Annotated in this window: 27 protein-coding genes; 16 read left to right on the top strand and 11 right to left on the bottom strand. The window is 65.9% G+C overall.

Features of this window, described 5'->3' with window-relative positions; translation table 11 throughout:
• Positions 1 to 287 precede the first annotated feature (287 nt).
• Both HAP48_RS29025 and HAP48_RS29020 read right to left on the bottom strand, forming a co-directional pair.
• Complete coding sequence (locus HAP48_RS29025) at positions 288 to 986, bottom strand: VOC family protein (RefSeq protein ID WP_166203101.1); 699 nt, start codon at positions 984 to 986, stop codon at positions 288 to 290.
• Between the two features lie 80 nt (positions 987 to 1,066).
• The gene (locus HAP48_RS29020) at positions 1,067 to 1,735 is read right to left on the bottom strand and encodes a hypothetical protein (protein ID WP_210292691.1); all 669 of its coding nucleotides are present in this window, start codon (positions 1,733 to 1,735) and stop codon (positions 1,067 to 1,069) included.
• 181 nt (positions 1,736 to 1,916) lie between these two features.
• Between HAP48_RS29020 and HAP48_RS29015 the strand changes: the two genes are divergently transcribed.
• The 3 genes from HAP48_RS29015 to HAP48_RS29005 are packed head-to-tail and all read left to right on the top strand — an operon-like array spanning position 1,917 to position 3,389.
• The gene (locus tag HAP48_RS29015; RefSeq protein ID WP_210292690.1) at positions 1,917 to 2,240 is read left to right on the top strand and encodes a LysR family transcriptional regulator; all 324 of its coding nucleotides are present in this window, start codon (positions 1,917 to 1,919) and stop codon (positions 2,238 to 2,240) included.
• Entirely contained in the window at positions 2,204 to 2,800 is a 597-nt protein-coding gene (locus HAP48_RS29010; RefSeq protein ID WP_210292944.1) for a LysR substrate-binding domain-containing protein, read from the top strand. The genes HAP48_RS29015 and HAP48_RS29010 overlap by 37 nt, the downstream gene beginning before the upstream one ends.
• Before the next feature lie 25 nt (positions 2,801 to 2,825).
• On the top strand, positions 2,826 to 3,389 hold the full coding sequence (locus tag HAP48_RS29005; protein ID WP_166203099.1) for a DinB family protein: 564 nt from the start codon (positions 2,826 to 2,828) through the stop codon (positions 3,387 to 3,389).
• 110 nt (positions 3,390 to 3,499) lie between these two features.
• On the opposite strand, the gene HAP48_RS29000 is transcribed toward HAP48_RS29005, so the two are convergent.
• Complete coding sequence (locus tag HAP48_RS29000) at positions 3,500 to 3,676, bottom strand: hypothetical protein (protein WP_234622384.1); 177 nt, start codon at positions 3,674 to 3,676, stop codon at positions 3,500 to 3,502.
• On the opposite strand from HAP48_RS29000, the gene HAP48_RS28995 reads away from it, so the two are divergent.
• From HAP48_RS28995 to HAP48_RS28950, 10 genes are all read left to right on the top strand, one after another.
• Positions 3,620 to 3,910 (top strand): alpha/beta fold hydrolase, encoded by a 291-nt coding sequence (locus HAP48_RS28995; protein ID WP_234622380.1) that lies wholly within the window; start codon positions 3,620 to 3,622, stop codon positions 3,908 to 3,910. The two genes, HAP48_RS29000 and HAP48_RS28995, sit on opposite strands and share 57 nt — an antisense overlap.
• Positions 3,793 to 4,230 (top strand): hypothetical protein, encoded by a 438-nt coding sequence (locus HAP48_RS28990; RefSeq protein WP_224496658.1) that lies wholly within the window; start codon positions 3,793 to 3,795, stop codon positions 4,228 to 4,230. Before HAP48_RS28995 ends, HAP48_RS28990 begins: the two co-directional genes overlap by 118 nt.
• A 299-nt stretch (positions 4,231 to 4,529) precedes the next feature.
• On the top strand, positions 4,530 to 5,291 hold the full coding sequence (locus HAP48_RS28985) for a crotonase/enoyl-CoA hydratase family protein (protein WP_166203097.1): 762 nt from the start codon (positions 4,530 to 4,532) through the stop codon (positions 5,289 to 5,291).
• A gap of 91 nt (positions 5,292 to 5,382) precedes the next feature.
• Complete coding sequence (locus HAP48_RS28980) at positions 5,383 to 7,068, top strand: bifunctional metallophosphatase/5'-nucleotidase (RefSeq protein ID WP_224496657.1); 1,686 nt, start codon at positions 5,383 to 5,385, stop codon at positions 7,066 to 7,068.
• Positions 7,069 to 7,409: 341 nt separating this feature from the next.
• Positions 7,410 to 8,336 carry a histone deacetylase family protein gene (locus HAP48_RS28975; RefSeq protein ID WP_166203095.1) on the top strand — a complete coding sequence of 309 codons (927 nt, stop codon included), beginning with the start codon at positions 7,410 to 7,412 and terminating at the stop codon, positions 8,334 to 8,336.
• Positions 8,337 to 8,465: 129 nt separating this feature from the next.
• The gene (locus HAP48_RS28970) at positions 8,466 to 8,717 is read left to right on the top strand and encodes an exodeoxyribonuclease VII small subunit (RefSeq protein WP_166203093.1); all 252 of its coding nucleotides are present in this window, start codon (positions 8,466 to 8,468) and stop codon (positions 8,715 to 8,717) included.
• 552 nt (positions 8,718 to 9,269) lie between these two features.
• Positions 9,270 to 11,198 (top strand): 1-deoxy-D-xylulose-5-phosphate synthase, encoded by a 1,929-nt coding sequence (dxs, locus tag HAP48_RS28965; RefSeq protein WP_166203091.1) that lies wholly within the window; start codon positions 9,270 to 9,272, stop codon positions 11,196 to 11,198.
• Between the two features lie 50 nt (positions 11,199 to 11,248).
• Positions 11,249 to 11,812, top strand: a complete 564-nt coding sequence (locus HAP48_RS28960; protein ID WP_166203089.1) for a nucleoside 2-deoxyribosyltransferase — start codon at positions 11,249 to 11,251, stop codon at positions 11,810 to 11,812.
• Positions 11,809 to 12,582, top strand: a complete 774-nt coding sequence (locus HAP48_RS28955) for a TlyA family RNA methyltransferase (protein WP_224496656.1) — start codon at positions 11,809 to 11,811, stop codon at positions 12,580 to 12,582. The genes HAP48_RS28960 and HAP48_RS28955 overlap by 4 nt, the downstream gene beginning before the upstream one ends.
• Positions 12,575 to 13,816 (top strand): class I SAM-dependent RNA methyltransferase, encoded by a 1,242-nt coding sequence (locus HAP48_RS28950; protein ID WP_166203087.1) that lies wholly within the window; start codon positions 12,575 to 12,577, stop codon positions 13,814 to 13,816. Before HAP48_RS28955 ends, HAP48_RS28950 begins: the two co-directional genes overlap by 8 nt.
• A 124-nt stretch (positions 13,817 to 13,940) precedes the next feature.
• Here HAP48_RS28950 and HAP48_RS28945 read toward each other — a convergent pair whose 3' ends face one another.
• Positions 13,941 to 14,789: a DUF1194 domain-containing protein gene (locus HAP48_RS28945; RefSeq protein WP_166203085.1), complete on the bottom strand. Its 849-nt coding sequence runs from the start codon at positions 14,787 to 14,789 to the stop codon at positions 13,941 to 13,943.
• 266 nt (positions 14,790 to 15,055) lie between these two features.
• Here HAP48_RS28945 and clpS point away from each other — a divergent pair, with 266 nt between their 5' ends.
• Positions 15,056 to 15,361 carry an ATP-dependent Clp protease adapter ClpS gene (gene clpS, locus HAP48_RS28940; RefSeq protein ID WP_166203083.1) on the top strand — a complete coding sequence of 102 codons (306 nt, stop codon included), beginning with the start codon at positions 15,056 to 15,058 and terminating at the stop codon, positions 15,359 to 15,361.
• Between the two features lie 6 nt (positions 15,362 to 15,367).
• On the opposite strand, the gene HAP48_RS28935 is transcribed toward clpS, so the two are convergent.
• The 5 genes from HAP48_RS28935 to HAP48_RS28915 are packed head-to-tail and all read right to left on the bottom strand — an operon-like array spanning position 15,368 to position 19,247.
• The gene (locus HAP48_RS28935) at positions 15,368 to 15,778 is read right to left on the bottom strand and encodes an EamA family transporter (protein ID WP_224496655.1); all 411 of its coding nucleotides are present in this window, start codon (positions 15,776 to 15,778) and stop codon (positions 15,368 to 15,370) included.
• Positions 15,757 to 16,254, bottom strand: coding sequence for a DMT family transporter (locus HAP48_RS28930; RefSeq protein WP_224496654.1), 498 nt, complete (start codon positions 16,252 to 16,254; stop codon positions 15,757 to 15,759). The genes HAP48_RS28935 and HAP48_RS28930 overlap by 22 nt, the downstream gene beginning before the upstream one ends.
• Positions 16,255 to 16,266: 12 nt before the next feature.
• On the bottom strand, positions 16,267 to 17,460 hold the full coding sequence (locus HAP48_RS28925) for an adenylate/guanylate cyclase domain-containing protein (RefSeq protein WP_166203081.1): 1,194 nt from the start codon (positions 17,458 to 17,460) through the stop codon (positions 16,267 to 16,269).
• A 44-nt stretch (positions 17,461 to 17,504) separates the two neighbouring features.
• On the bottom strand, positions 17,505 to 18,593 hold the full coding sequence (gene aroC, locus HAP48_RS28920; protein WP_166203079.1) for a chorismate synthase: 1,089 nt from the start codon (positions 18,591 to 18,593) through the stop codon (positions 17,505 to 17,507).
• 54 nt (positions 18,594 to 18,647) lie between these two features.
• Complete coding sequence (locus HAP48_RS28915) at positions 18,648 to 19,247, bottom strand: histidine phosphatase family protein (protein WP_166203076.1); 600 nt, start codon at positions 19,245 to 19,247, stop codon at positions 18,648 to 18,650.
• Positions 19,248 to 19,421: 174 nt separating this feature from the next.
• Between HAP48_RS28915 and HAP48_RS28910 the strand changes: the two genes are divergently transcribed.
• Positions 19,422 to 19,910: a sigma-70 family RNA polymerase sigma factor gene (locus HAP48_RS28910; protein ID WP_166203074.1), complete on the top strand. Its 489-nt coding sequence runs from the start codon at positions 19,422 to 19,424 to the stop codon at positions 19,908 to 19,910.
• A 66-nt stretch (positions 19,911 to 19,976) separates the two neighbouring features.
• The gene (locus HAP48_RS28905; RefSeq protein WP_166203072.1) at positions 19,977 to 20,741 is read left to right on the top strand and encodes an anti-sigma factor family protein; all 765 of its coding nucleotides are present in this window, start codon (positions 19,977 to 19,979) and stop codon (positions 20,739 to 20,741) included.
• 391 nt (positions 20,742 to 21,132) lie between these two features.
• Here HAP48_RS28905 and HAP48_RS28900 read toward each other — a convergent pair whose 3' ends face one another.
• Positions 21,133 to 22,095 (bottom strand): DnaJ C-terminal domain-containing protein, encoded by a 963-nt coding sequence (locus HAP48_RS28900; RefSeq protein WP_166203070.1) that lies wholly within the window; start codon positions 22,093 to 22,095, stop codon positions 21,133 to 21,135.
• Between the two features lie 134 nt (positions 22,096 to 22,229).
• The gene (locus tag HAP48_RS28895; RefSeq protein WP_166203068.1) at positions 22,230 to 22,637 is read right to left on the bottom strand and encodes an RT0821/Lpp0805 family surface protein; all 408 of its coding nucleotides are present in this window, start codon (positions 22,635 to 22,637) and stop codon (positions 22,230 to 22,232) included.
• Between the last annotated feature and the right edge of the window lie 83 nt (positions 22,638 to 22,720).

Genomic DNA, 22,720 nt, shown 5'->3' with positions numbered 1-22,720 from the left:
TCCGCTCTGACAGACCACGGAACGCCACACTTGGCGGGTGAACGTTCCCGTGAGATCGGCGCCCCGTCATCTCGTGGCAGACGTGGTCCGCCGGATTATATCATCGGCGCCTGGAATTTCACGGCACCCTTCGGACCGTCGAAAGCACAACGCCGCCCAAGCGGAATATGGATCGCTTGGCGGCGTTGGTTCGGCACCGGGCCCCTGAAATCCCCCGGCAAACTCCAGATTGCCACGAAATATGCCTCAGCTTTGTGACACCAAGGACGGCACCCCGCGCCGGTCGATCACGCCTTGTGGTCGGACAGGCTGCCGACGATCGATGCCCGGCGGGACAGTTCGATCCAGTTGCCGTCCGGATCCAGGATCATGGAAATCCGCGCGACCTCGCCAAGCGTCACCGGCGCCAGGCCCTCGCGCACGCCTTTGGCGCGCAGCTCGTCATGCACGGCATCGATATCGGCGACCTGCAGCGTGATGTAGCGCCAGCCGCGCGCCTGCCTGATGGGATCGACGGTCGCGGCGCGATCTTCCGTGAGCAGGATCAGGCTGTCGCCGAGGCGAAAGGCCGGACCGCCCGACCAGGACTGCTCGGGGAAGCCGAGCATGTCGCCGTAGAACCTGCAATGCGCGGCGAGGTCGCGCACGGCCATCGCGACGGCGATCTGGGTGATGCCGTCATGTCCCGGCGCCACCAGGCAAACCCTGTTGCCGTCGGGATCGACCAGGCGCTGCGGCGTCTCGATGCCCTCGCGCGCGATGATCAGCTCGCGATAGCCGCTCGGCGCGGCGTCGCCCAGCGGCTCGAAATGATGGTTGAGCTTGATCACCGAACCAAGCGCGGCGTGCCGGTACTGCTTCTGCCCGCGGCGGATCGGCTGCACATGATCGAAGCGAAGCCCGGCATCCTGCTGCCAGAACCGCAGCATCGGCTCGAGATTGTTGGAGGAGAGGCCGACGTCGATCACGTTCTTTGCCAGTTGCATCTGCCGCCGCCGTTAGATCAGGTGCCCGCGATGGACTGGACTAGCTATGCGAGGATCACGTCATTGCGCAAGCACCACGATTACTTCCGCAGCAGCGGGATCTGCAGATTGGTCGGCCAGTTCTGCTCGGTGTCGAAGCCGCGGCCGTCGACATTGCGCGCGCCCCAGAACAACAGGTCACCCCTGAGATAGACCAGGTCGTACTCCATGAAATTGGTCCCTTCCTTGAGGCCGAAGGGGAGGAACGACTTGCCGAAGATGCTCTGCGGTGCATCGACCGCCCACGGCGCGTAGCCGGCAGAAGCGACCTTGTTGAGCACATCGGCGAAGCCCTGCGCCAGCGGCGTCACCTCATAGGCCTCGTCGGCGACGAAATCGACCTTCTGCGCGCCCGGCGCGATCGGATGCGCGCCCTGCCATTGCATGTGCCCGACGATCCTGATCCGCGCCAGCGGCACCTTGCCATACGGATCGGCCGAATTGACGACCACGAGCTCGAACCGGTCGGAGGACTGATAAATGAAGGCGCGCTTCAGATAGAACGGCTTGATCGAGCCGTCGGGATTCTTGCTCGGCCGGATCTCGGGCGCGATGCTCTCCCAGTTTCCGGCGAGGGCCTGCCTGATGGTCGCGACGTCCTGTTCCATGGCGCTTGCCTTCGGTTGATTGCCTGATGACTGGGCCGCGGCGCCGCCGCATCCCGTCAGCGCCGCCAGCAACAACAGCGACGCTCTGATGCTTCTCCACATGCGCAGGCTCCGGCGGGCGACGCGCAGGCCTTCGTGCTGGACAGAAGGAACATCCTCTGCCTGCCAGGCAGACCCCGCGTAGAATGCGTACTGCTATAGAGAGCGCTGGCCGCCGCGAAAAAGACTTTGTAGGCTGGCCCCATGCCTGCCGGATATGACAGGCCGTGATCGGGAGGCGGTGATGGAGCTCCGGCATCTGCGCTACTTCGTTGCCGTGGCCGATGCAGGCAGCCTGACGGTTGCCGCCGAGCAAAAACTCCACACCTCGCAACCTTCGCTGAGCCGGCAGATCCGCGATCTCGAACAGGAGGTCGGCGTGCAACTGCTGAACCGCGGCGTGCAGGGCATCGAGCTGACCGCCGCCGGCAAGGCCTTTCTGGATCACGCAAGAATGGCGCTGCTGCAGGCGGAGGCTGCCAAGCAGGCGGCGCTGCGCAGCCGCCGAAGCAGAGCTTCTCGCTCGGTTTCCTGTCGGGCGCCGAGATCGATCTGCTGCCCGAGGTGACCCGCGTGTTGCGCGACGAGTTTCCCGGCATCGACATCCGCCTGTCGAGCGACTACTCGCCGGTGCTCGCCAAGGCACTGATGCGGCGCAAGCTCGATGCGGCCTTCATGCGCGCCGACGACAACATGGAGGATCTCGCCTGCAAGCGCGTCCGCACCGACCCGCTGGTGTTCGTGTTTCCGAGCAACCATCGGCTGGCCGCGCAGGCCGCCGTCGCGCCCGAAGACATCGTCGACGAGACCTTCTATCTGCCGTCCAAATCGGCGCCGGCGGTGCGCCGTGTCGTGCTGGAGTATTTTCATCGCGCCGGCATCGATCTCAAGCCGGACCACGAGGTGCATAATGTCGTGCACGCGATATCGATGATCACCTCGACGCATGCAGTGATGCTGCTGCCGGCCTACACGGCGCGCTATCTGCCCGACACCATCACCACCCGCCCGGTGCAGGGAGAGGCGCCGACGCTGGACCTCGTAATCGCCTATCACAAAGCCAACAAATCCCCGATCCTGATGCTGCTGCTGTCGCGGGTCGGCCGGCTGGCCGCAGCACCCGCCTGATCCCTTCAATCCAGTGAGGACCGATATGCCGGCGAGCCTCGTTCAGACTCTTCGCGCTTTTGCCTACAACAACGCCTGGGCCAATCATCGCCTGCTCACGGCCTGCGCCGGTCTCAGCCAGGCGGAATTCGCCGCCGCGCGGACCGGGTTCTTTCCGAGCCTGCAGGCGACGCTGAACCACATCCATGTCATCGATCTCTTCTACATCGACGCGCTCGAAGGCGGCTGGCTCGGGCCGAACGCGTGGGCGAACGAGGTGCCCTACCCGGCGATCGCCGCGCTGAAAGCTGCGCAGCGCGCGATCGACCAGCGCCTGATCGTTCACTGCGACGCATTGACGCCTGAGCGGCTTGACGATGTGGTCAAGGTCAATCGCGACACCACCGTGCAGACCGAGCGGCGCGACCGATTGTTGATGCATCTGTTCCAGCACCAGATCCACCATCGCGGCCAGGCCCATGCGATGCTTTCCGAAACCACCGTCAAGCCGCCGCAGCTCGACGAATTCTTCGCCGCCGGCGAAGCCCCGCTCCGGGAAGCCGAGTTCAAGGAGCTCGGCTGGAGCGAAGCCACCGTGTGGGGCGGCTGAGGCAAGGTTCCGCCCGCCGTCAGATCGTGCGAACCGGTTCCGATCTGGAACGAGGGTCTTGAATACCGGCATCTCCGCGCTCACCTGTCGGTGAAACGTGGGGAAGTCTATCAATGCCATTCGCCAATCACCGGGGCCAGCGCATCCATTACACTGTCGAAGGAACGGGGCCGCTGATCGTGCTGCAGCACGGCCTGCTGCTCGACGCTGCGAGCTGGAAGCAATGCGGCGTGGTCGACGCGCTCGCCGATCGCTTTCGCGTGGTCTGCGTCGACTCGCTCGGGCATGGCTTGAGCGACAAGCCGGCCGATCCGGCGCTCTATAATCAGGCGCAGCGCGCCGGCGACATCGTTGCCGTGATCGACGACTCGGCGGCGAGCGCGCCCATGTGGTGGGACATTCGATGGGCGGCTGGGTCGCGGTCGGCGTCGCCAGATTCTTCCCGACGCGGCTGGCGTCGCTTTCGATCGGCGGCTGGGATTTTCTCACCGGATTGCCGCGCGGCAATGCCGGCCCGCTGACCTATGGCGCCTTCATCACCTTTGCCCGCCGCACCGCGCCGCAGCTTGCCGAATGGGTGACGCCCGATCTCGAAGGCGGCGTGCGCGCCTGCTTCGACGCGCTAGGCCAGGTCGACGGCGCAAAGGACGCGGTGCTGTCCTCGCGCGTGCCGGTGCTGCTGTGGAACGGGCAGGACGACGGCCCGCATGCGCCGATGCAGCGCTTCGCCGCGGAGAACGGCCTGTATGCGATGTCGGTCCCCGGCGATCATCTCGGCGCGCTGCTGCAGCATGGCGCCGCGATCGGCCGCGGCACCCGCTCGTTCGTCGGCCGCGGCTAGAGCGATCTCGAGCGCGCGTATCTCCATCGCATCGAGCGCCGAACGAAAGCGCAATGCGCCGTGACGATCGACCGCATCCCCGAACCGGTCGCGATCACTGCGTGTCATCATCGCGCGGCCCTTGCCTACGACCAAGGTCCCCTGCTCAGGAAAGGTGAATTCCGGTTAACTGCGTTGCGCCGTCCTCATGCTCGCAGAAGAGGAAAAGCCTCCGCGAACACTTGGGGCTTGCACGGGATCATGTAGGATAGCGGCACGACCTCGCCGGCGACGATGCCGGCCGACCCTGGGACCGCTTGATGACCGCGCATGTCATAGTGACCGACGAAGCCGCCACACGCGTGATCCGGCTGCGCAGGCCCGAGAAGAAAAACGCGATCACCCAGGAGATGTTTCGCGCGATCAGCGATGCGATCGACAAGGCGCAGAACAATCCGAAGATCCGCTGCCTGATCATCACCGGCGGCTCCGGCGTGTTCACCGCGGGCAACGACATCGAGGACCTGCTCGCGCAGGGCACCTCGACGGGCGAGACGCCGCCCGCCTCCGACCTGGTCAAGTTCCTGTATTCGCTGGCCCACAATGTGAAGCCGATCATCGCCGCGGTCGACGGCGTCGCGATGGGCATCGGCACCACCATGCTGTTCCACTGCGACTATGTGCTGGCCAGCAAGGCCGCGTCGTTCTCGACGCCGTTCTCCAATTTCGGCCTGGTGCCGGAAGGCGCCTCCAGCCTGCTGATGCCGCGCACGATGGGCCACCAGCGCGCCTTCGCGATGCTGGTGATGGGCCGCACCATGTCGGCCGACGACGCCCGCGTCGCCGGCTTCGTCAACACCGTGGTGGCGCCGGGCCATGCCGAGGTCGAGGCGCACAAGGTGGCGCGCGAGATCTGCGCGCTGCCGGCCGAGGCGGTGGCGATCTCGCGGCGTCTGATCCGGCTGCCGCCGGAGGACGTCACCCGCCGCATCGAGCAGGAGAACCATCTGTTCAGCGAACGGATGCGCTCCAGCGAAGCGGTCAACGCCTTCAGGGCCTTCATGGCGCGCACGAAGGATTGAAACGAAGCGTCGCAAAATTGTAGTGGCGCCGGGCCATGATCGTGTGTTCCATGATCGTGCACGCCATGATTATGCGCTCCGTGGACAGGTCATGAGACAACCCCGCCCCCGCCTTAAGCCTCTTGCGCCTCTCGCCGCGCTCTGCGCACTCGGACTGGTCGCGGCAAGCCCCACTCGGGCACAGACCGCGGCGCCGGTGAGCTTGCGCATCCTCGCGATCAACGACTTCCACGGCTATCTGCGGCCGCCGCCGGGCGGCATCCGCATCACCGATCCCGCCGATGCCAGCAAGAAGATCATGGTGCCCGCCGGCGGTGCCGAGCGGATGGCGACCGTCGTCAAGCAGCTGCGCGAAGGACACAAGAACAACATCTTCGTTGCGGCCGGCGACCTGATCGGCGCGAGCCCGTTCCTGTCGGCGATGTTTCATGACGAGCCGACCATCGAGTCGCTGTCGATGATGGGGCTTGCGATCTCCTCGGTCGGCAATCACGAATTCGACGAAGGCAAGGACGAACTGCTGCGGATGCAGAATGGCGGTTGCCACCCGGTCGACAAGTGCCAGGGGCCGCACCCGTTCCTGGGGGCCAAATTCCGCTATCTCGCCGCCTCCACGATCGACAAGGCCACCGGCAAGCCGGTGTTTCCGCCCTACGAGATCAAGGAATTCGACGGAATCCCAGTGGCCTTCGTCGGGCTGACGCTGAAGAACACTCCGAATCTGGTGTCACCGGCTGGCGTCGCGAGCCTCGATTTCCGCGACGAGGCCGAGACCGTCAATGCGCTGATCCCCGAGCTGAAGGCGAAGGGCGTCGAGGCGATCGTGGTCTTGATCCATGAAGGCGGCTTTCCGACCGGCGACTATAATGAATGCCCCGGCATCTCCGGGCCGATCGTCGACATTGTGAAGAAGTTCGACAAGGCGGTCGACGTCGTGATCTCCGGCCACACCCACCAGGCCTATGTCTGCGAGATCGACGGACGTCTCGTCACCTCCGGCGACAAATACGGCACGCTGGTCACCGCGATCGATCTGCAGCTCGATCCGAAGAGCCATGACGTGATCAGCGCCAGGGCCGACAACACCATCGTGAAGATCGCCGGCACGGCCAAGGATCCCGAGCAGAGCGCGCTGCTCGAATCCTACGACCGGCTGGCCGCGCCGATCGCCAACCGCCCGGCCGGCTCGGTCACCGAAACGCTGTCGCGCGTGCCCAATGATTCCGGCGAGAGTCCGCTCGGCGATATCGTCGCCGACGCGCAGCTGCGCGCGACCAGCTCGGAGCCGAATGGCGGCGCGGTGATCGCCTTCACCAATCCCGGTGGCGTCCGCACCGATATCACCAGGCGCGAGGACGGCGCGGTCACCTATGCCGACGTCTTCGCCAGCCAACCGTTCCGCAACCAGCTCGTGACGATGACGCTGACCGGCGAGCAGCTCAAGGACGTGCTGGAGCAGCAATGGGCCGACCCGAAACGGCCGCGCGCCCTGCAGGTCTCGAAGGGCTTTGCCTATGCATGGGATGCGAGCAAGCCCGACGGCGCGCGCATCGTAGCCTCACGGATGTCGCTCGACGGCAGGCCGATCGACCCCGCCGCGAGCTATCGCGTCACCGTGAACAATTATCTCGCCGAAGGCGGCGACGGCTTCACGGTGTTCAAGGAGGGAACGGCGCAGCAGTTCGGCATCTACGACGTCGATGCGCTCTATGCCTATTTCAAGGCCAACAGCCCGGTCGGCCCGACCGCCGGAAAGCGGATCGAGCGGATCAATTGAGCCCGTAAACTCACCTTCGTCATGGCCGGGCATAGCCGTCCGAAGGACGGCGTCGCTTTCGCTCGCCTATGTCCCGGCCATCCACGTCTTACTTGCGGAGTAGCAAAGACGTGGATGCCCGGCACAAGGCCGGGCATGACGAGCTCGGAAATTGGCCTAGAGGACCGAGAAGCCTTGGCATGGACGAGCGTCGGAACCGCAAGATCAAACGCGGCCCTTTCCGGCGAGCCGGTAACCGCCTAAATTAGGGATCGTTCGCGCATGATCTTGTCCGGAAAACCGCTGCACGCTTTTCCGGATCATGCGTCCTCGCACGCGCCTCCATTGCGCCGGGAATTTGCATGACACTGCTTCTGACGCACACCGCCTGCCTCAACCATTTGACCCCTCCAGGACATCCCGAACGCCCTGACCGGCTGCGCGCGGTGGCCGAGGTGCTCGGCGAGGATCGGTTCAAGGCGCTGGTGCGCGATCTGGCGCCCGAAGGCGACCTCGACACCGTGCTGCTCTGTCATGGCGAGCATTATGTCGGCGAACTGCGCCACATCGCGCCGACCTCGGGCATGATTTATATTGACGGCGACACCTCGATGTCGCCGGGCACCTGGGAAGCCGTGATGCGCGGTGTCGGCGGCGCGGTGGCCGCCACCGATGCGGTGATGACCGGCGCCCACCAGAACGCCTTCGTCGCGGTGCGGCCGCCAGGCCATCACGCCGAGAAATCGACGCCGATGGGCTTCTGCTTCTTCGACAATGTCGCGATCGCCGCGCGCCACGCGCAGCGCAAATACGGCATCAAGCGCGCCGCGATCATCGATTTCGACGTCCATCACGGCAACGGCACCCAGGACATCTTCTGGGCCGATCCGACCGTGATGTATTGCTCGACGCACCAGATGCCGCTGTTCCCCGGCACCGGTGCCGCCGGCGAGCGCGGCGAGCATGACACCGTCGTCAACGCGCCGCTGGCGCCCGGCGACGGCGGCGCCAGGTTCCGCGCAGCTTTCGAGAACCTGATCCTGCCGCAGCTCGAGAAGTTTTCCCCCGAGCTCGTCGTCATCTCGGCGGGCTTCGACGCACATCACCGCGATCCCCTGGCCTCGATCAACCTGACCGGCGAGGATTTCGGCTGGGTCACGCGCAAGCTGATGGATGTGGCCGACAAGAGCGCCGGCGGCCGCGTGGTCTCCGTGCTGGAGGGCGGCTACGACCTGCAGGGCCTGAAAGAGTCGGTGGCATCTCACGTCACCGCATTGATGGGCGCCTAAATACCCGCCACAATACGCCCGCAAAAATTCGTTTGATTCTGCGCCGGGGCGAGCATGGCCTGCGACAGGTCATGCCCGGACGAACAAGATCAGGTTGCGATCTGATCGGCGCAATCAGGAACGCAAAGAATGGCCGAAAACACCCAGGCGGACGTCAAGAAACTCTCCTTTGAGCGCGCGATCGAGGAACTCGAATCGATCGTCAAGCGGCTCGAGGACGGCAAGGTCCCGCTGGAGGAATCGGTCGCGATCTATGAGCGCGGCGAACAGCTGAAGCGGCGCTGCGAGGAGTTGCTGCGCCAGGCCGAAGCCCGCGTCGACAAGATCACCACCGACGCCTCGGGCCAACCGACCGGCACCGAGCCGCTCGACGTGCAGTAGCGCCGCAAGGCAGCCAGCATCGCGATCCTGCGACAGGATGTCCGCGACAGCGGACAATTGTTGCTGCGTATTTCCGGCAACTGACCCCGCCGCGGGACGACCGCGGCGGTCCGGCGCTGTCACGAATCTGTCCGATCCTCGCCGGCTGGCTGCCGCAAAAATGGGCGGATTGGAACCCGCCCGCGGCTTCAGGCATTGAAAAGTCTGGCTTTTTCGGTAGAAGGCATAGGAACCCAGCGACCCTAGCGGGTTGGCTTTGGCGGCGGCTTTGGTGTAATGCTTCCAGTTCTATGGGCATTTGAGGGTGACGGGCGGCCCGAATTATTCGGGCGGCATGCATCTCAAATGGTTCGACAAAACTGAACCGGGACGGGTGAACGGCGACCAAGGTGATGCATATCACGTGGTCCAATCCGGAGTGAATCTAGGCTGACAACCAGGCACGGCCTGCCGGGGCGGCACCCAGTGTCTGGCATTCGCTGCGCGGTGAGCGCGCCAACCCATCTCGCGTCGGGCCGTTCGTTCCGACAGGCAAAAAATTGGAAATTCGCTGTGACCACATTTAGTAAAACGCCGCTTCTTGACACGATTCACACGCCCGATGACCTGCGCAAGCTGAAGGTCGAGCAGGTGCGGCAAGTCGCCGACGAGCTCCGCCAGGAAACCATCGACGCGGTGTCGGTGACCGGCGGCCATTTCGGCGCCGGCCTCGGCGTGGTCGAACTGACCACCGCCATCCACTACACCTTCGACACCCCGCGCGACCGCCTGATCTGGGACGTCGGGCACCAGGCCTACCCGCACAAGATCCTGACCGGACGCCGCGACCGCATCCGCACGCTGCGCACCGGCGGCGGCCTCTCCGGCTTCACCAAGCGCACCGAGAGCGACTACGATCCGTTCGGCGCCGCACACTCCTCGACCTCGATTTCGGCCGGCCTCGGCATGGCCGTGGCGCGCGATCTCTCCGGCGGCAAGAACAACGTCATCGCCGTGATCGGCGACGGCGCGATGTCGGCCGGCATGGCCTATGAAGCCATGAACAACGCCGGTGCGATGAATTCGCGCCTGATCGTGATCCTCAACGACAACGACATGTCGATCGCCCCGCCGGTCGGCGCGATGAGCGCCTATCTGTCGCGGCTCTATTCCGGCAAGACCTACCGCTCGCTGCGCGAGGCGGCCAAGCAGATCAACAAGCGCCTGCCGAAGATCCTCGCCAACCGCGCCAACCGCGTCGAGGAATATTCCCGCGGCTTCATGATGGACGGCGGCACGCTGTTCGAGGAGCTCGGCTTCTACTATGTCGGCCCGATCGACGGCCACAATCTCGACCATCTGCTGCCGGTGCTGAAGAACGTCCGCGACATGGAGACCGGACCGATCCTGGTCCACGTCGTGACCCAGAAGGGCAAGGGCTACGGCCCGGCCGAGGCCTCCGCCGACAAGTACCACGCCGTCGTCAAGTTCGACGTCGCCACCGGCACCCAGGCCAAGGCCAAGCCGAATGCGCCGGCCTATCAGAACGTGTTCGGCCAGAGCCTCGTCAAGGAAGCCGAGAAGGACGACAAGATCGTCGCCATCACCGCGGCGATGCCGTCGGGCACCGGCGTCGATATCTTCAACAAGGCGTTCCCGGACCGCACCTTCGACGTCGGCATCGCCGAGCAGCACGCGGTGACCTTCGCCGCCGGCCTCGCCACCGAAGGCTACAAGCCGTTCTGCGCGATCTATTCGACCTTCCTGCAGCGCGGCTATGACCAGGTGGTCCACGACGTCGCGATCCAGAGCCTTCCGGTGCGCTTCGCGATCGACCGCGCCGGCCTGGTCGGCGCCGACGGCGCGACCCATGCGGGTTCGTTCGACAGCGCCTATCTCGGGTGCCTGCCCAACATGGTGATCATGGCTGCCGCCGACGAGGCGGAAATGGTCCACATGGTGGCGACGCAGGTTGCGATCAACGATCGTCCGAGCGCGCTGCGCTATCCGCGCGGCGAAGGCCGCGGCGTCGAGATGCCGGAAGTCGGCGTTCCCCTGCCGGTCGGCAAGGGCCGCATCGTCCGCGAAGGCAAGAAGGTCGCGCTGCTGTCGTTCGGCACCCGCCTCGCCGAGTGCGAGAAGGCCGCCGACGAGCTCGCCGCCCACGGCCTCTCCGCCACGATCGCGGACGCGCGCTTCATGAAGCCGCTCGACGAAGAGATGATCATGAAGCTCGCCCGCGAGCATGATATCCTGATCACCATCGAGGAAGGCTCGATCGGCGGCTTCGGCTCGCATGTCATGCAGTTCCTGTCTGACAACGCCATGCTCGACAGCGGCATGCTCAAGTTCCGCTCGATGATCTTGCCCGACGTGTTCCTCGACCACGACTCGCCGGCGGCGATGTATGCCCGCGCAGGTCTCGACGCCAAGAGCATCGTTGCCAAGGTGTTCGAAACCCTCGGCAAGGACTACAAGACCGAGACCGTCAAGCTCGCGTAATCGCTTCGGGCGGCGTCTTGGAGCGGCGTCTTGGGGCGCCGGCAAAGTCCATGAAAATCTATCTGGCAGGTCCTGACGTGTTCCTGCCGGATGCCGTGGAGATCGGCCGCCGCAAGGCGGAGGTTTGCTCCTATCACGGGCTGACCGGGCTGTATCCGCTCGACAACAGCATCGATCCCTCTGCCGCCGGCGCCTCTCTCGCCATCTTCAAGAGCAACGAGGCGATGATGGAGTCTGCCGACGCTATCATCGCCAATTTGACGCCGTTTCGCGGCCCCAGTGCCGACGCAGGCACCGTCTACGAACTCGGCTATATGGCGGGACGCGGCAAACTGTGCCTCGCCTATTCGAACGATCCCACGTCCTACGCCAATCGCGTGGCGCGGCTGAGCCAAGTCGTGCCGGCATCCGACGGACGCCTGATCGACGCGGAGGGGCTGACGGTGGAAGAGTTTGGATTGCCGGACAATCTGATGATGATGCATGCGCTCGATCTGCACGGCAGTCCGCTGGTGACCCCGCGCGAGCTGGCGGCCGATCTCTGGCACGACCTCACCTCCTTCGAGGCCTGCGTGCGGCTCGCCGCCACGCAGCGCCGGCAGAGCGCCAAGTGACCAAACAAGTGACCAGGCCGGGCGACAACGACAACGACGGATCCGCCGGCAAGCGCATCGACGTGCTGTTGGTCGAACGCGGCCTGTTCGAAAGCCGGGCGCGGGCGCGTGCCGCGATCGACGCCGGTCTCGTCACCGCCGACGGCAAGCCGATTGCAAAAGCGTCCGAGATCGTCGCGCCCGGTGCCACACTCACCGCCGAGCCGGCGCATCCCTATGTCTCGCGCGGCGGCGTCAAGCTCGCCGGCGCGCTCGAGCATTATCCGATCGATATCGAGGGTCATGTCTGCCTCGATGTCGGCGCCTCGACCGGCGGCTTCACCGAGGTGCTGCTCGCCAATGGCGCGAGCCTGGTGTTCGCCATCGACGTCGGCCGCGGCCAGCTGCATCCCTCGCTGCAGGGCCATTCGAAGATCGTCTCCATGGAGGCGACCGACATCCGGAATTTCGAGGGCAAGCGCCTGCCGGCGCGGCCCGACATCGTCGTGATCGATGTCAGCTTCATCTCGCTGAAGCTGGTGCTGCCGGTGGCGCTGTCGCTGGCGGCAGCCCCAATGCATCTGTTGGCGCTGATCAAGCCGCAATTTGAGGCGGCGCGCAAACACGCCAAGCGCGGCGTCATCCGCAACGCGATGGTGCACCAGGAGATCTGCGACGATATCGCAGCCTTTGCCGGCTCGCTCGGCTGCACCGACATCCAGGTGTTCCCGTCATCCATCACCGGCGGCGACGGCAATATCGAATTCTTCCTCGGCGCGCGCCGTGGCTGAGCTCCTCACCATCGACCATGTCGGCCACCGCGGCGACGGCGTCGCGATCGACGGGGCGCAGTCGATCTTCGTGCCCTACACGCTCGGCGGCGAAACGGTCGAGGTCGAAGACGTCGCCGGTCAGCATCCCGACCGGCGTCGGCTGCTGCGGGTGGCGCAGGCAAGCCCGGAGCGCATCGCGCCGTTCTGTCCGCATTTCGGCGTCTGTGGCGGCTGCGCGATCCAGCACTGGAACGACGCGCCCTACCAGGCCTGGAAGCGCAACATCGTGGCCGAGACCCTTGCGCACGCGAAGATTGCGGCCGAGGTTGCCCCGCTGCTCGATGCCCATGGCGCGGGCCGCCGCCGCATCACGCTGCACGGGCGCATGGGCACCCATAAGGTGCTGAAGGTCGGCTTCGCCGCTGCGGGGTCGCATGACATCATCCCGGTCGACCGCTGTCCGATCCTCGATCCCGCGCTCGACGGCGCGCTCGAGGCGGCTTGGGCGGTCGCCGAGCCGCTGATCTCGATCGGCAAGCCGCTCGACGTCCAGGTCACCGCGACGCTGAACGGCCTCGACATCGACGTGCGCGGTTCCGGCGCGTTGCCGACCAGCCTGATCACCACGCTGTCGCGCGTCGCGGAGAAGCATCGGCTGGCGCGGCTGACGCGACACGGCGAGCTGGTGCTGCAGCGCGGCTCGCCAGAGGTTGCGATCGGCAAGGTGAAGGTGGTGCTGCCGCCGGGCTCGTTCCTGCAGGCGACCGTCAAGGGCGAGGAGACGCTTGCGGCGCTGGTGCGCGAGCATTGCGGACGCGCCAAGCACATCGCCGACCTGTTCTGCGGCGTCGGGCCGTTCGCGCTTCGCCTCGCAGAGAAGGCGCGGGTCACAGCCTTCGACAGCGATGCCGGCGCGATCGCCGCGCTGCAGAAGGCCGCGCAATCGACGCCGGGGCTGAAGCCGCTCAAGGCCGAGGCACGCGACCTGTTCCGCCGCCCCTTGATGCCGCAGGAATTGCGCGACTATGACGCCGTCGTGTTCGATCCGCCGCGGCAGGGCGCGCAGGCGCAGGTCACCCAGCTGGCAGCGAGCAAGGTGCCGGTGATCGTCGCGGTGTCCTGCAATGCAGCGACGTTTGCGCGCGACGCCAAAATCCTGATCGATGGCGGCTACAAGATGACGGCCGTCACCCCGGTCGATCAGTTCCGCCACACCCCGCATGTCGAGCTGGTGGCGCGGTTTGCGCGCTGATCGGGATAGAGCGCAGCGAAACCCGTCGCAGCGGAACGGGAATGGTGGGTTTCGCTTCCGCCTTCGCTCTTCGAGCTTCGGCGGACAGGTCGCTACCCATCTCACGAGATCACAAAACGAGCCCTCACCGCCCCCAGCGGTCCTGCCAGATCTTCTCGCCGATCGTGCAACTGACCCGCGGCTCCTTCTCGGCGGTCCGTACGATCGGGCGCTCGGGGGTGCGGCCGGCGACTTCGAGCAGCAGCTTGGTGCGGATCGCCTCCTTGAACCTGTCGCGGTCCTTGATCGTCACCACGAAAGAGCCCGGTCCGCCGATCACGCAATCCTCGTAGTACAGGTCGAGATTCTCGATATCCATCGTCGAGTAGGACGGCTCCTTCACCATGATCGGCAACCCGTTGATGACGATGCCCTTGTCGAGCGCCGCATCGCGCGCAGGCGTGATCGGCGAGCCGTTGTTGTTGGGCCCGTCACCGGAAATATCGATCACGCGGCGCAGGCCGCGATGCGGATTCTCGTCGAACATCGGGATTGCGAAATAGATCGCGCCCGAGATCGAGGTGCGCGAGGCGCGGCGCACCGGCGTCTTCATGATCTCGGCGGCGACCGCATCGGCGGATTCCGGGCCGTCGATCACCCGCCAGGGAATGATGACCTTCTGATCATTGGAAGCGGCCCATTCGAAATAGGTGATCGAGATCTTGCCGTTCGGCCCGGCCTTCAGCGCCTGCAGGAAATCCTTGGAGACGATCGCCTGCGCATAGCCCTCGCGCTGGATCGCGAGTTCGTCCATGTCCATCGAATAGGAAACGTCGACCGCGATGATCAGCTCGATGTCGACGCTCGGTGTGGATTCCTTTTCGGCCAGCCGGCCGGTCTGTGGTCCCGGGCCGGGCGCGGCAACACCGGCCACATCGCCGCTGGCCAGCATGCCCGCGACAAGCACCGCTCCGATCGAGACATACCAGCGCATTGCGGCCCTCCCGTCGTATGAGCGTCATGGTGACACGCAAATAAGGCGGCGAAAAGCGCTGATATCATTTGTCCTTCACATTCAGGTTAGTCGCTCGCAGGTTAGGCACTTGCAGGTTGGACGCGCTTGCAGGTTAGACATCACCTGTCTCGAATGAGACAACTCGCGCCGTGCCGTTGCCGCAATGACGCCGTGCAATTCGACCGGTTCCAAGGCGCGCCGGAAGACGGTATTCTTACGGGGCAATCGCGAGGGAGTGCCGGGCGATGCCCGATAGCGTCGTCAAACCGAAAACCAGGACAAAGACCAAGGTCGAGCGGCCGCGCCTGCACAAGGTGATCCTGGTCAACGACGACTACACGCCGCGCGAATTCGTCGTCACCATCCTGAAGGGCGAATTCCGCATGACCGACGACCAGGCCTACAAGGTGATGCTGACCGCGCATCAGCGCGGCGTCTGCGTGGTCGCTGTGTTCACCAGGGACGTCGCCGAGACCAAGGCGACGCGCGCCACCGACGCCGGCCGCGCCAAGGGCTATCCACTGCTGTTCACCACCGAGCCGGAAGAGTAGCTGTAATCACCGTTCCGCCGGCCGCGCGAGCTGCGTCCGCTGGCTGGCTACAATATCGGCGACGACGGCTCCCATCACCAGCGTGCCTCCCAGCAACGCGCGGAGCGACGGCACCTCGGCAAACGCCAGCCACACCCAGAACGGCATCAGCGGGGTTTCGAGGGTGGCGATCAGCGAGGCCTGCCCGGACGGCAGGAATCTGGAGCCGATCGTAAACAGAGTGAGACCGAGACCGACCTGGCATGCCCCGAACATCGCAAGCACGCCGAGATCTGCGCCGGTGACCGCGCCGATGCCCTGCGCGAGCGGGACGCTGACGACGCTGCCGAGAACATTCGAGAGCGCCGCGGCGGCAGTCATCGGCGTGCCCTTGTGCCGGCGGATCATCACCGTCATCAGCGCGATCGCCAGCGCCATGATGCCGCAAGGCCGATGCCCCTGTAGTCCGTGATGCCTTCAGCGCCGCTGACGGTGATGGCCACGCCCGCGAGCGCGACGAGGCTTGCCAACAATGTGCCGGGGCGCGCCCGCTCGCCGAGCCAGAGCCAGGCAATCGCGGCCGCCGCAAACGGCTGCATCGCGACAATGATCGCAACATTGGCGACGCTGGTCAGTTGCAGCGCCGGAATGAACGTCACCATGCCCAGGGTCGAGAGGCCCGCCACCAGCCATCCGCTCATAGGCATCACGACGAGATCGCGCGCGCCGCGCCGGCCTTGCGTTGCGAGCAGGAACAGCGCGATCGCGCCGCCGCCGAACAGCCCGCGCCAGAACAGGATGGTCCAGGAATCGAAGTGCAGCAGCCGGGTGAAGAACGGCGCGGTGCTCCAGGCCGCCGCGGCCGCAACGACCAACGCAATCCCGGTGCGATGCTGCGCGTCCGTGTCAGTCACGTCGCGTAGCCGCTAGCTTGCAGCCGCGCGCGGCGCCTCGTCGAACAGACCGTAGACCCGCTCGGCCTTGGAAAATCCGGCGATCGGAAACTCGCCGAGATCGCTCCAACCGCCGTCGCAGATGCCGGCGAAGCGCTCGGAGGCCACGACGGTGCGGCCGAGGCGGCCGGCGATCTTCTCCAGCCGCGCGGCGAGATTGACCGCCGGACCGATGCAGGTGAAGTCGAGCCGGTTGCCGCCGCCGATATTGCCGTAGAGCACGCGCCCGAGATGCAGCGCGACGCCGAAGCGGAAGCGCTCGACCGCATCGCCGTTGGCGAATTGCAGCGCCTCGACGCCGGCGCGGGATGCGCGCGCGGCCTCCAGCACGCGCGAGCAGACCTGCACCTCGTCGCCGAGATATTCGTCGACCGGGAACACCGCGAGCAGGCCGTCGCCCATGAATTTGAGCACTTCGCCGCCATGGTCGCGGATCGCGGTGACCTGGCAATCGAAGTAGAGGTTGAGGATCTCCACCACCGTCTCGGCCGGCAAGCGGTCCGACAGCGCGGTGAAGCCGCGCAGGTCGGACAGCCAGATCGCGGCGTCCATCGTATCGGCGTGGCCGCGCCGGATCTGGCCGCCCATGATGCGCTCGCCGGCCCGGTTGCCGACATAGGTGTCGAGCAGCAGCGTGGCGGTGCGGCGCAGGGTCACGATCTCGATGTAGCGCGCCAGCGGCACGGCGATCGAGCGGATCGCATCGAGCTGCTCGTCGGTGAAGCCGCCCGGCTGCTTGGTGGTCCAGCTCGACGCATTGACGAAACCGTCGGTATAGACCAGCGGCATCGCGACGTAGTCGGTGACGCCCTCCGCCTGCAGGTCCACGACGATCGGGAAGCGTGCGCTGGCGGGGTCGTCGAGCCGCGCGCGCACTTCTACGCCCTGCCTGAACACGATCGACAGCGGGCTGACGGCAAATTCCGGGGAGTCCAGAATGTTGTGATCGACGGTGCCGGTTTCGACCTCCGCGCCAGGCGTCCAGAAGAAATGGCGGCCGTAGATCTCGGGATGCAGCGTGCGCACGAAGACGCCGACCCGCCACAGCGGCAAACCGGCCCGCACCAGGCGTTCGCAGCATTCCGCCATCATCTGCGGCGGGGTCGGCGCCGACCGCGCGCCACCGACCATCCATTCGATGATATCCCGCAGCTCCGACGCATTCATTGGCAGTTCCCCGGGCGATCTGGCGACCGCCACTATATAGGGGATCAGCGCCCGGTCTGCCCGCGGTCGCGCAGAAAATGATCGGCCAGCACGCAGGCCATCATGGCCTCGCCCACCGGCACCGCGCGGATGCCGACGCAGGGGTCGTGGCGGCCCTTGGTCAGGATGTCGGTATCGGCGCCCTTGCGGTCCACGGTGCGGCGCGTGGTCAGGATCGAGGAGGTCGGCTTGACCGCAAAGCGCACCACCACCGGCTGGCCGGTCGAGATGCCGCCGAGCACGCCGCCGGCATGGTTGGACAGGAAACGCGTGCCGTTGTTGCCGGTCCGCATCTCGTCGGCGTTCTCTTCGCCGGTAAGCTCGGCGGCGCCGAAGCCGGCACCGATCTCGACGCCCTTGACTGCGTTGATGCTCATCATCGCGGATGCCAGGTCGCTGTCGAGCTTGGCATAGATCGGCGCGCCGAGACCGGCCGGCACGCCCTCGGCGACGACCTCGATGACGGCGCCGATCGAGGAGCCGCTTTTCCTGATGCCGTCGAGATAGCTTTCGAAGAACGCCGCCTTGTCCTTGTCGGGACAGAAGAACGGGTTGTTGGCGATCTCGTCCCAGTCCCACTTCTCGCGGTCGATCTTGTGCGGACCCATCTGCACCAGCGCGCCGCGCACCTTGACCCCGGGCAGGACCTTTCGCGCGATCGCGCCGGCGGCGACGCGGGTCGCGGTCTCGCGCGCGGAGGAGCGGCCGCCGCCGCGATAGTCGCGCAGGCCGTATTTCGCTTCATAGGTGAAGTCGGCGTGCCCGGGGCGAAACTTGTCCTTGATCTCGGAATAGTCCTTGGAGCGCTGGTCGGTGTTCTCGATCAACAGCGCGATCGGCGTGCCGGTCGTGACCTGCACCCCGCTCTCCGGATGCGCCATCACGCCGGACAGGATCTTCACCGCATCCGGCTCCTGGCGCTGGGTGGTGAAGCGCGACTGGCCGGGCCGGCGGCGGTCGAGGTCGTGCTGGATCTCCTCCACGGTCAGGGGGATCAACGGCGGGCAGCCATCCACCACGCAGCCGATCGCGACCCCATGGCTCTCGCCGAAGGTCGTGACGCGGAACATATGGCCGAAAGTATTGAAGGACATGGCGTGTCGTAACGCGCGCAGGCAGCGGGGTCAAACCTCGCGTGACCGCCGAGGTCAACTATACTTCTGCAGGCCCGCAGCGCCGAACACGTAGACCGCGCCCTGCTCGATGTAGAGGTCCGCGGCCGAAGCCGGGGTCTCGAAGCCGAGCGCCACCATCAGCGCCCGCGCGGTGCCGCCATGGGCGACGGCGACGGTGTCTGAGGTTACCGAGCGGTACCACTGGGTCATACGTACCTGCACGTCGACATAGCTCTCGCCGCCGGATGGCGACACCGTCCACTTCTCGGCCAGGCGGCGGGCATACACGGCGGGATCTGCGGCCTGCGCCTGCGCCAGCGTCGAGCCCTCCCATGTCCCGTAGCCGATCTCGCGCAGCCGCGCGTCGAGGGCGTAGTCGCCGGGCGGCAGGCCAAGCTCGGTGCGCACCAGCTCCATGGTCGCGCGCGCCCGGATCAGCGGGCTTGCGACGAACGGCAGCGTCGTCTTGTCACGGCCGTCGCCCGCCAGCAGATCGGCAAGGATGCGCCCGGCATGCGCCGCCTGGGCACGGCCGCGCTCGTTGAGGCCGATGTCCTGCACGCCCTGAAGCCGGCCTTCGGCATTCCATGCGGTCTCGCCGTGGCGGATGTAGTAGATCGTTGGCACCGGCATTCGCTTCGAATATTTCCGGCCCGGAGGTACACCAGTGCTTCGGCTGCCGACAAGCCCAAATCGGCCGCAGCTGAGGCGCTATGCATGCAGATCGGCGCAACCGGAATAGCCGCGACGTTAGGGTGTTATGTTTGATGAGGCGGCTAGCGCCGCGACCATCGAAGACTGGGTTGCATGACCGCGTTTCGTCAAAGTGTCGAAGCCATGATTCCGGCGCTCCGCCGCTATGCGCGCGCGCTGGTGCGTGACTCGGATATCGCCGACGATCTGGTGCAGGACACGCTGGTGCGGGCGCTGCGCTCGAAGCGGCTGTTTCTCGGCGGCGACGTCAGGAGCTGGCTCTACACGATCCTGACCAATTTGAACAAGAACCGCCGGCGCTCGCTGGCGCGGCGGCCGGCCTTCCTGCCGCTGCTCGACAACAATGCCGACGCCAGCGGCACCGAGGCCGAGGGACGCGACATCGAGCGCGCGCTGTCGACGCTGGTCGAGGAGCAGCGCTCGGTGCTGCTGCTCGTGATGCTGGAGGGCATGAGCTACCGGGAGGTCGCCGACATCCAGGGCGTGCCGATCGGCACGGTGATGTCCCGGCTCGCCCGCGCCCGCGCCCATGTCCGGGCATCGATCGAGGGCCAGCGTCCGACGCTCAGGCGGGTGAAATGATAGGCTGCGCAACAGCAGGCGTTACGACGAACGGTTTTCGAACAGGATTTGGCAGAGACGAATGATATGACCGACCCGAACATCCCCGTCACCGAAGACGAGCTGCACGCTTACGTCGACAATGAGCTGCCGGCCGAACGCCGCGGCGATGTCGAGGCGTGGCTCGCCACGCATCCTGACGACGCGGCGCGGGTGCAGTCATGGCGCGCAATGGCCGAGAGGCTGCATGCGCGCTACGACACCGTGCTGGACGAGGCGGTGCCGAAGCGGCTCGAGCTCGAGCGGCTGGTGCGCCAGCCGCGCCGCTGGGTCTATGGCGCGGTGGCGGCAACGCTGGCCGCCTTCATCGCCGGCGGCGGCGTCGGCTGGATCGCGCACGGCGCGGCGGCGACGCCGTCGGCCTTCCAGAGCTTCACGGTCGATGCGCTCGATGCGCACCGGCTCTACGTGGTCGAGGTCCGTCACCCGGTCGAGGTGCCCGGCAGCGAACGCGACCACCTGCAGCAATGGCTGACCAAGCGCTGCGGCTGGGACGTCCGCGCGCCGGAGCTCACCGGGCTGAAGCTGGTCGGCGGCCGCCTGCTGCCGGGGCCGAGCGGGCCGGCGTCGTTCCTGATGTATGAGAGCACGTCCGGCGAGCGCTTCACGGTCTACACCGCCAAGGCGAAGACCGATGCGACCCAGATGCGCTATGCCGTCCAGGGCAGCGACGGCGCGCTGTTCTGGGCTGATCGCGGCGTCGCCTATGTCGTCAGCGGCGGCACCGACCGCAGCCGCCTGACCCAGGTCGCGCAGGCCATCTACGATCAGATGGAGAAGAACGGCGGCTGATCTTCCGTAATTCTACGGAAGAAATTTCCGCGCAAACTGCGTCATGGCGGGAAAGTGAATCCGGCCTCACCCGGCGTCCCAATTCCGACATTGAAAATTTCGATTCGCGTCATTGCGGCGTCTCATTATCGCACCGGATATTCACGCGAAGATGATCCGCGCCCGATCCGCCGATCGGCGCACGCGGCCTCGATTGGGGTTTGGTACCGCGCTGGTCCCCCTCTCGAGGCCGCACTCCTTTTCCGCCATCCGGTCTGCGCGCCGCAAAACCCGGATCTCCGGCGGCCGGTCATTGTTTGACCCGCTCGCAACGCCCGCGTCTACCCCGATAGAGTCCGGGGTAGGTGCAGTTTCGCGTCTTCGTCGCGTCGTTGGGGCGCGTTATCGGCGGTCAGCCGAGATCGCTGCGCGGATTATAGGGGTTTCGATCCCGCCACGTCTGCATCAATGCCTCAAGCTCGGCATCGTTCCCGTCGGGAAGGATGATCCGGGTCGTGACATAGAGATCGCCTGATACACCCGCCTTCGACAGCCCCTTGCCCTTGAGGCGGAAAGTGCGGCCGCTGGAGGTGTTTTTCGGGATCGACAGTTCGACCGCGCTGCCGAGGGTCGGCACCCGGACCTTGCCACCCAGCACCGCCTCGTAGAGCGTCACCGGCAGATCGATCCTGAGATCGTTGCCGTCGATCTTGAAGAACGGATGTGGCGCGATCGAGATCGTGATCAGCAGATCGCCGGGCGGGTGGCCCTGAGCGGTCTCGCCCTGCCCCTTCAGCCGGATCTGCTGCCCGGCGGTCACGCCGGCGGGAATCTTGACGTTGAGCTCGCGGCCGGTCGGCAGGCGGACGCGCTTGTCGCCGCCCCTGACCGACTCCTCCAGCGACACCGTCATGGCGACCGAAAGATCGAGGTCGACCCCGACCCCGCCGCCGTCGAACTCAAACGGACTGGACCGCCCGGCACGGCCACCACCACCGCCGCCGCGCGCGGCGTTGCCGAACATGCTGTTGAGGATGTCCTCGAAGCTGCCGCCGCCCACACCGCCGCCGGGTCCGCCGCGGAAGCTGTATTCGAAGCCGCCCGGACCGGTACGGCCGCCGGCGCCGCCGCCTGGGAAACCCTGGAAGCGCGGCTTGCCTTCGGCATCGATCTCGCCGCGGTCGAACTGCTTGCGCTTGTCCTCGTCGCCGACGATCTCGTTGGCCGTGTTGATCTCCGCAAAGCGGGCGGCCGCCTTCGGGTCGTTCTTGTTATTGTCAGGGTGATGCTTCTTGGCGAGCTTGCGATAGGCGCTCTTGATCGTCGCAGCGCTGGCGCTCCGCTGCACCCCCAAGACCTCATAGGGGTCGCGCATCCGTCACGTCTCCTTCACGGGAAAAATCAGTCCTGGATGGAACCCATCGGGGCCCACTTTACCTTCATGTGGGGGCTCAGTGGCATTTTTGCAACTAGCGCCCATCCATTATCGGCCGGCTTCTGCCGGAACTCTCAGGACTTTCTCCACGGCTTCAGGTTATGGATTTCCCACCGTCCTTGTCCACCCTTACAGGCGGCGCCCTGTAGCCAGCTCTCGGTGACTCCATTGACATAGCTCGCGAGGAAGTCCCGGCACGTCTTGCCGTCCTCGCCCGAATAGGCCTGGGCCAGCGGCGTCACCGAGCCGCGCGCACCCGTCTCGGGGTTTTCCCAGGACTGGCTGGAATCCTTGTCGCCCTTGGTCAGCACGTCGGAAGCCGCATTGCGGGCGAAGGCGAGATCGCTCTCGGTCGGCATCGCCGCGCTGACCTGGGTCGGGCTGATCGCACCAGTCACATCCTTGTCGTCCATCTTGGCGAAAGCATCGCTGCGCGACAGGCTGCAGCCGCTGGCGCCAACGCCGATCAGAATCAATGTCACCACCGCGCCCGCGGGATGGATCGCCGATAGGCCAACGCGCCCCCATGCCCTATATAGGGCCAGTAGCGCGCTCTCGGACACGG

Origin of the sequence: Bradyrhizobium septentrionale, assembly GCF_011516645.4 — a bacterium.
GTDB classification, from domain to species: Bacteria; Pseudomonadota; Alphaproteobacteria; order Rhizobiales; family Xanthobacteraceae; genus Bradyrhizobium; species Bradyrhizobium septentrionale.
The sequence above is the reverse complement of the archived record's forward strand: the minus strand, read 5'-3'. Positions and strand labels throughout refer to the sequence as shown.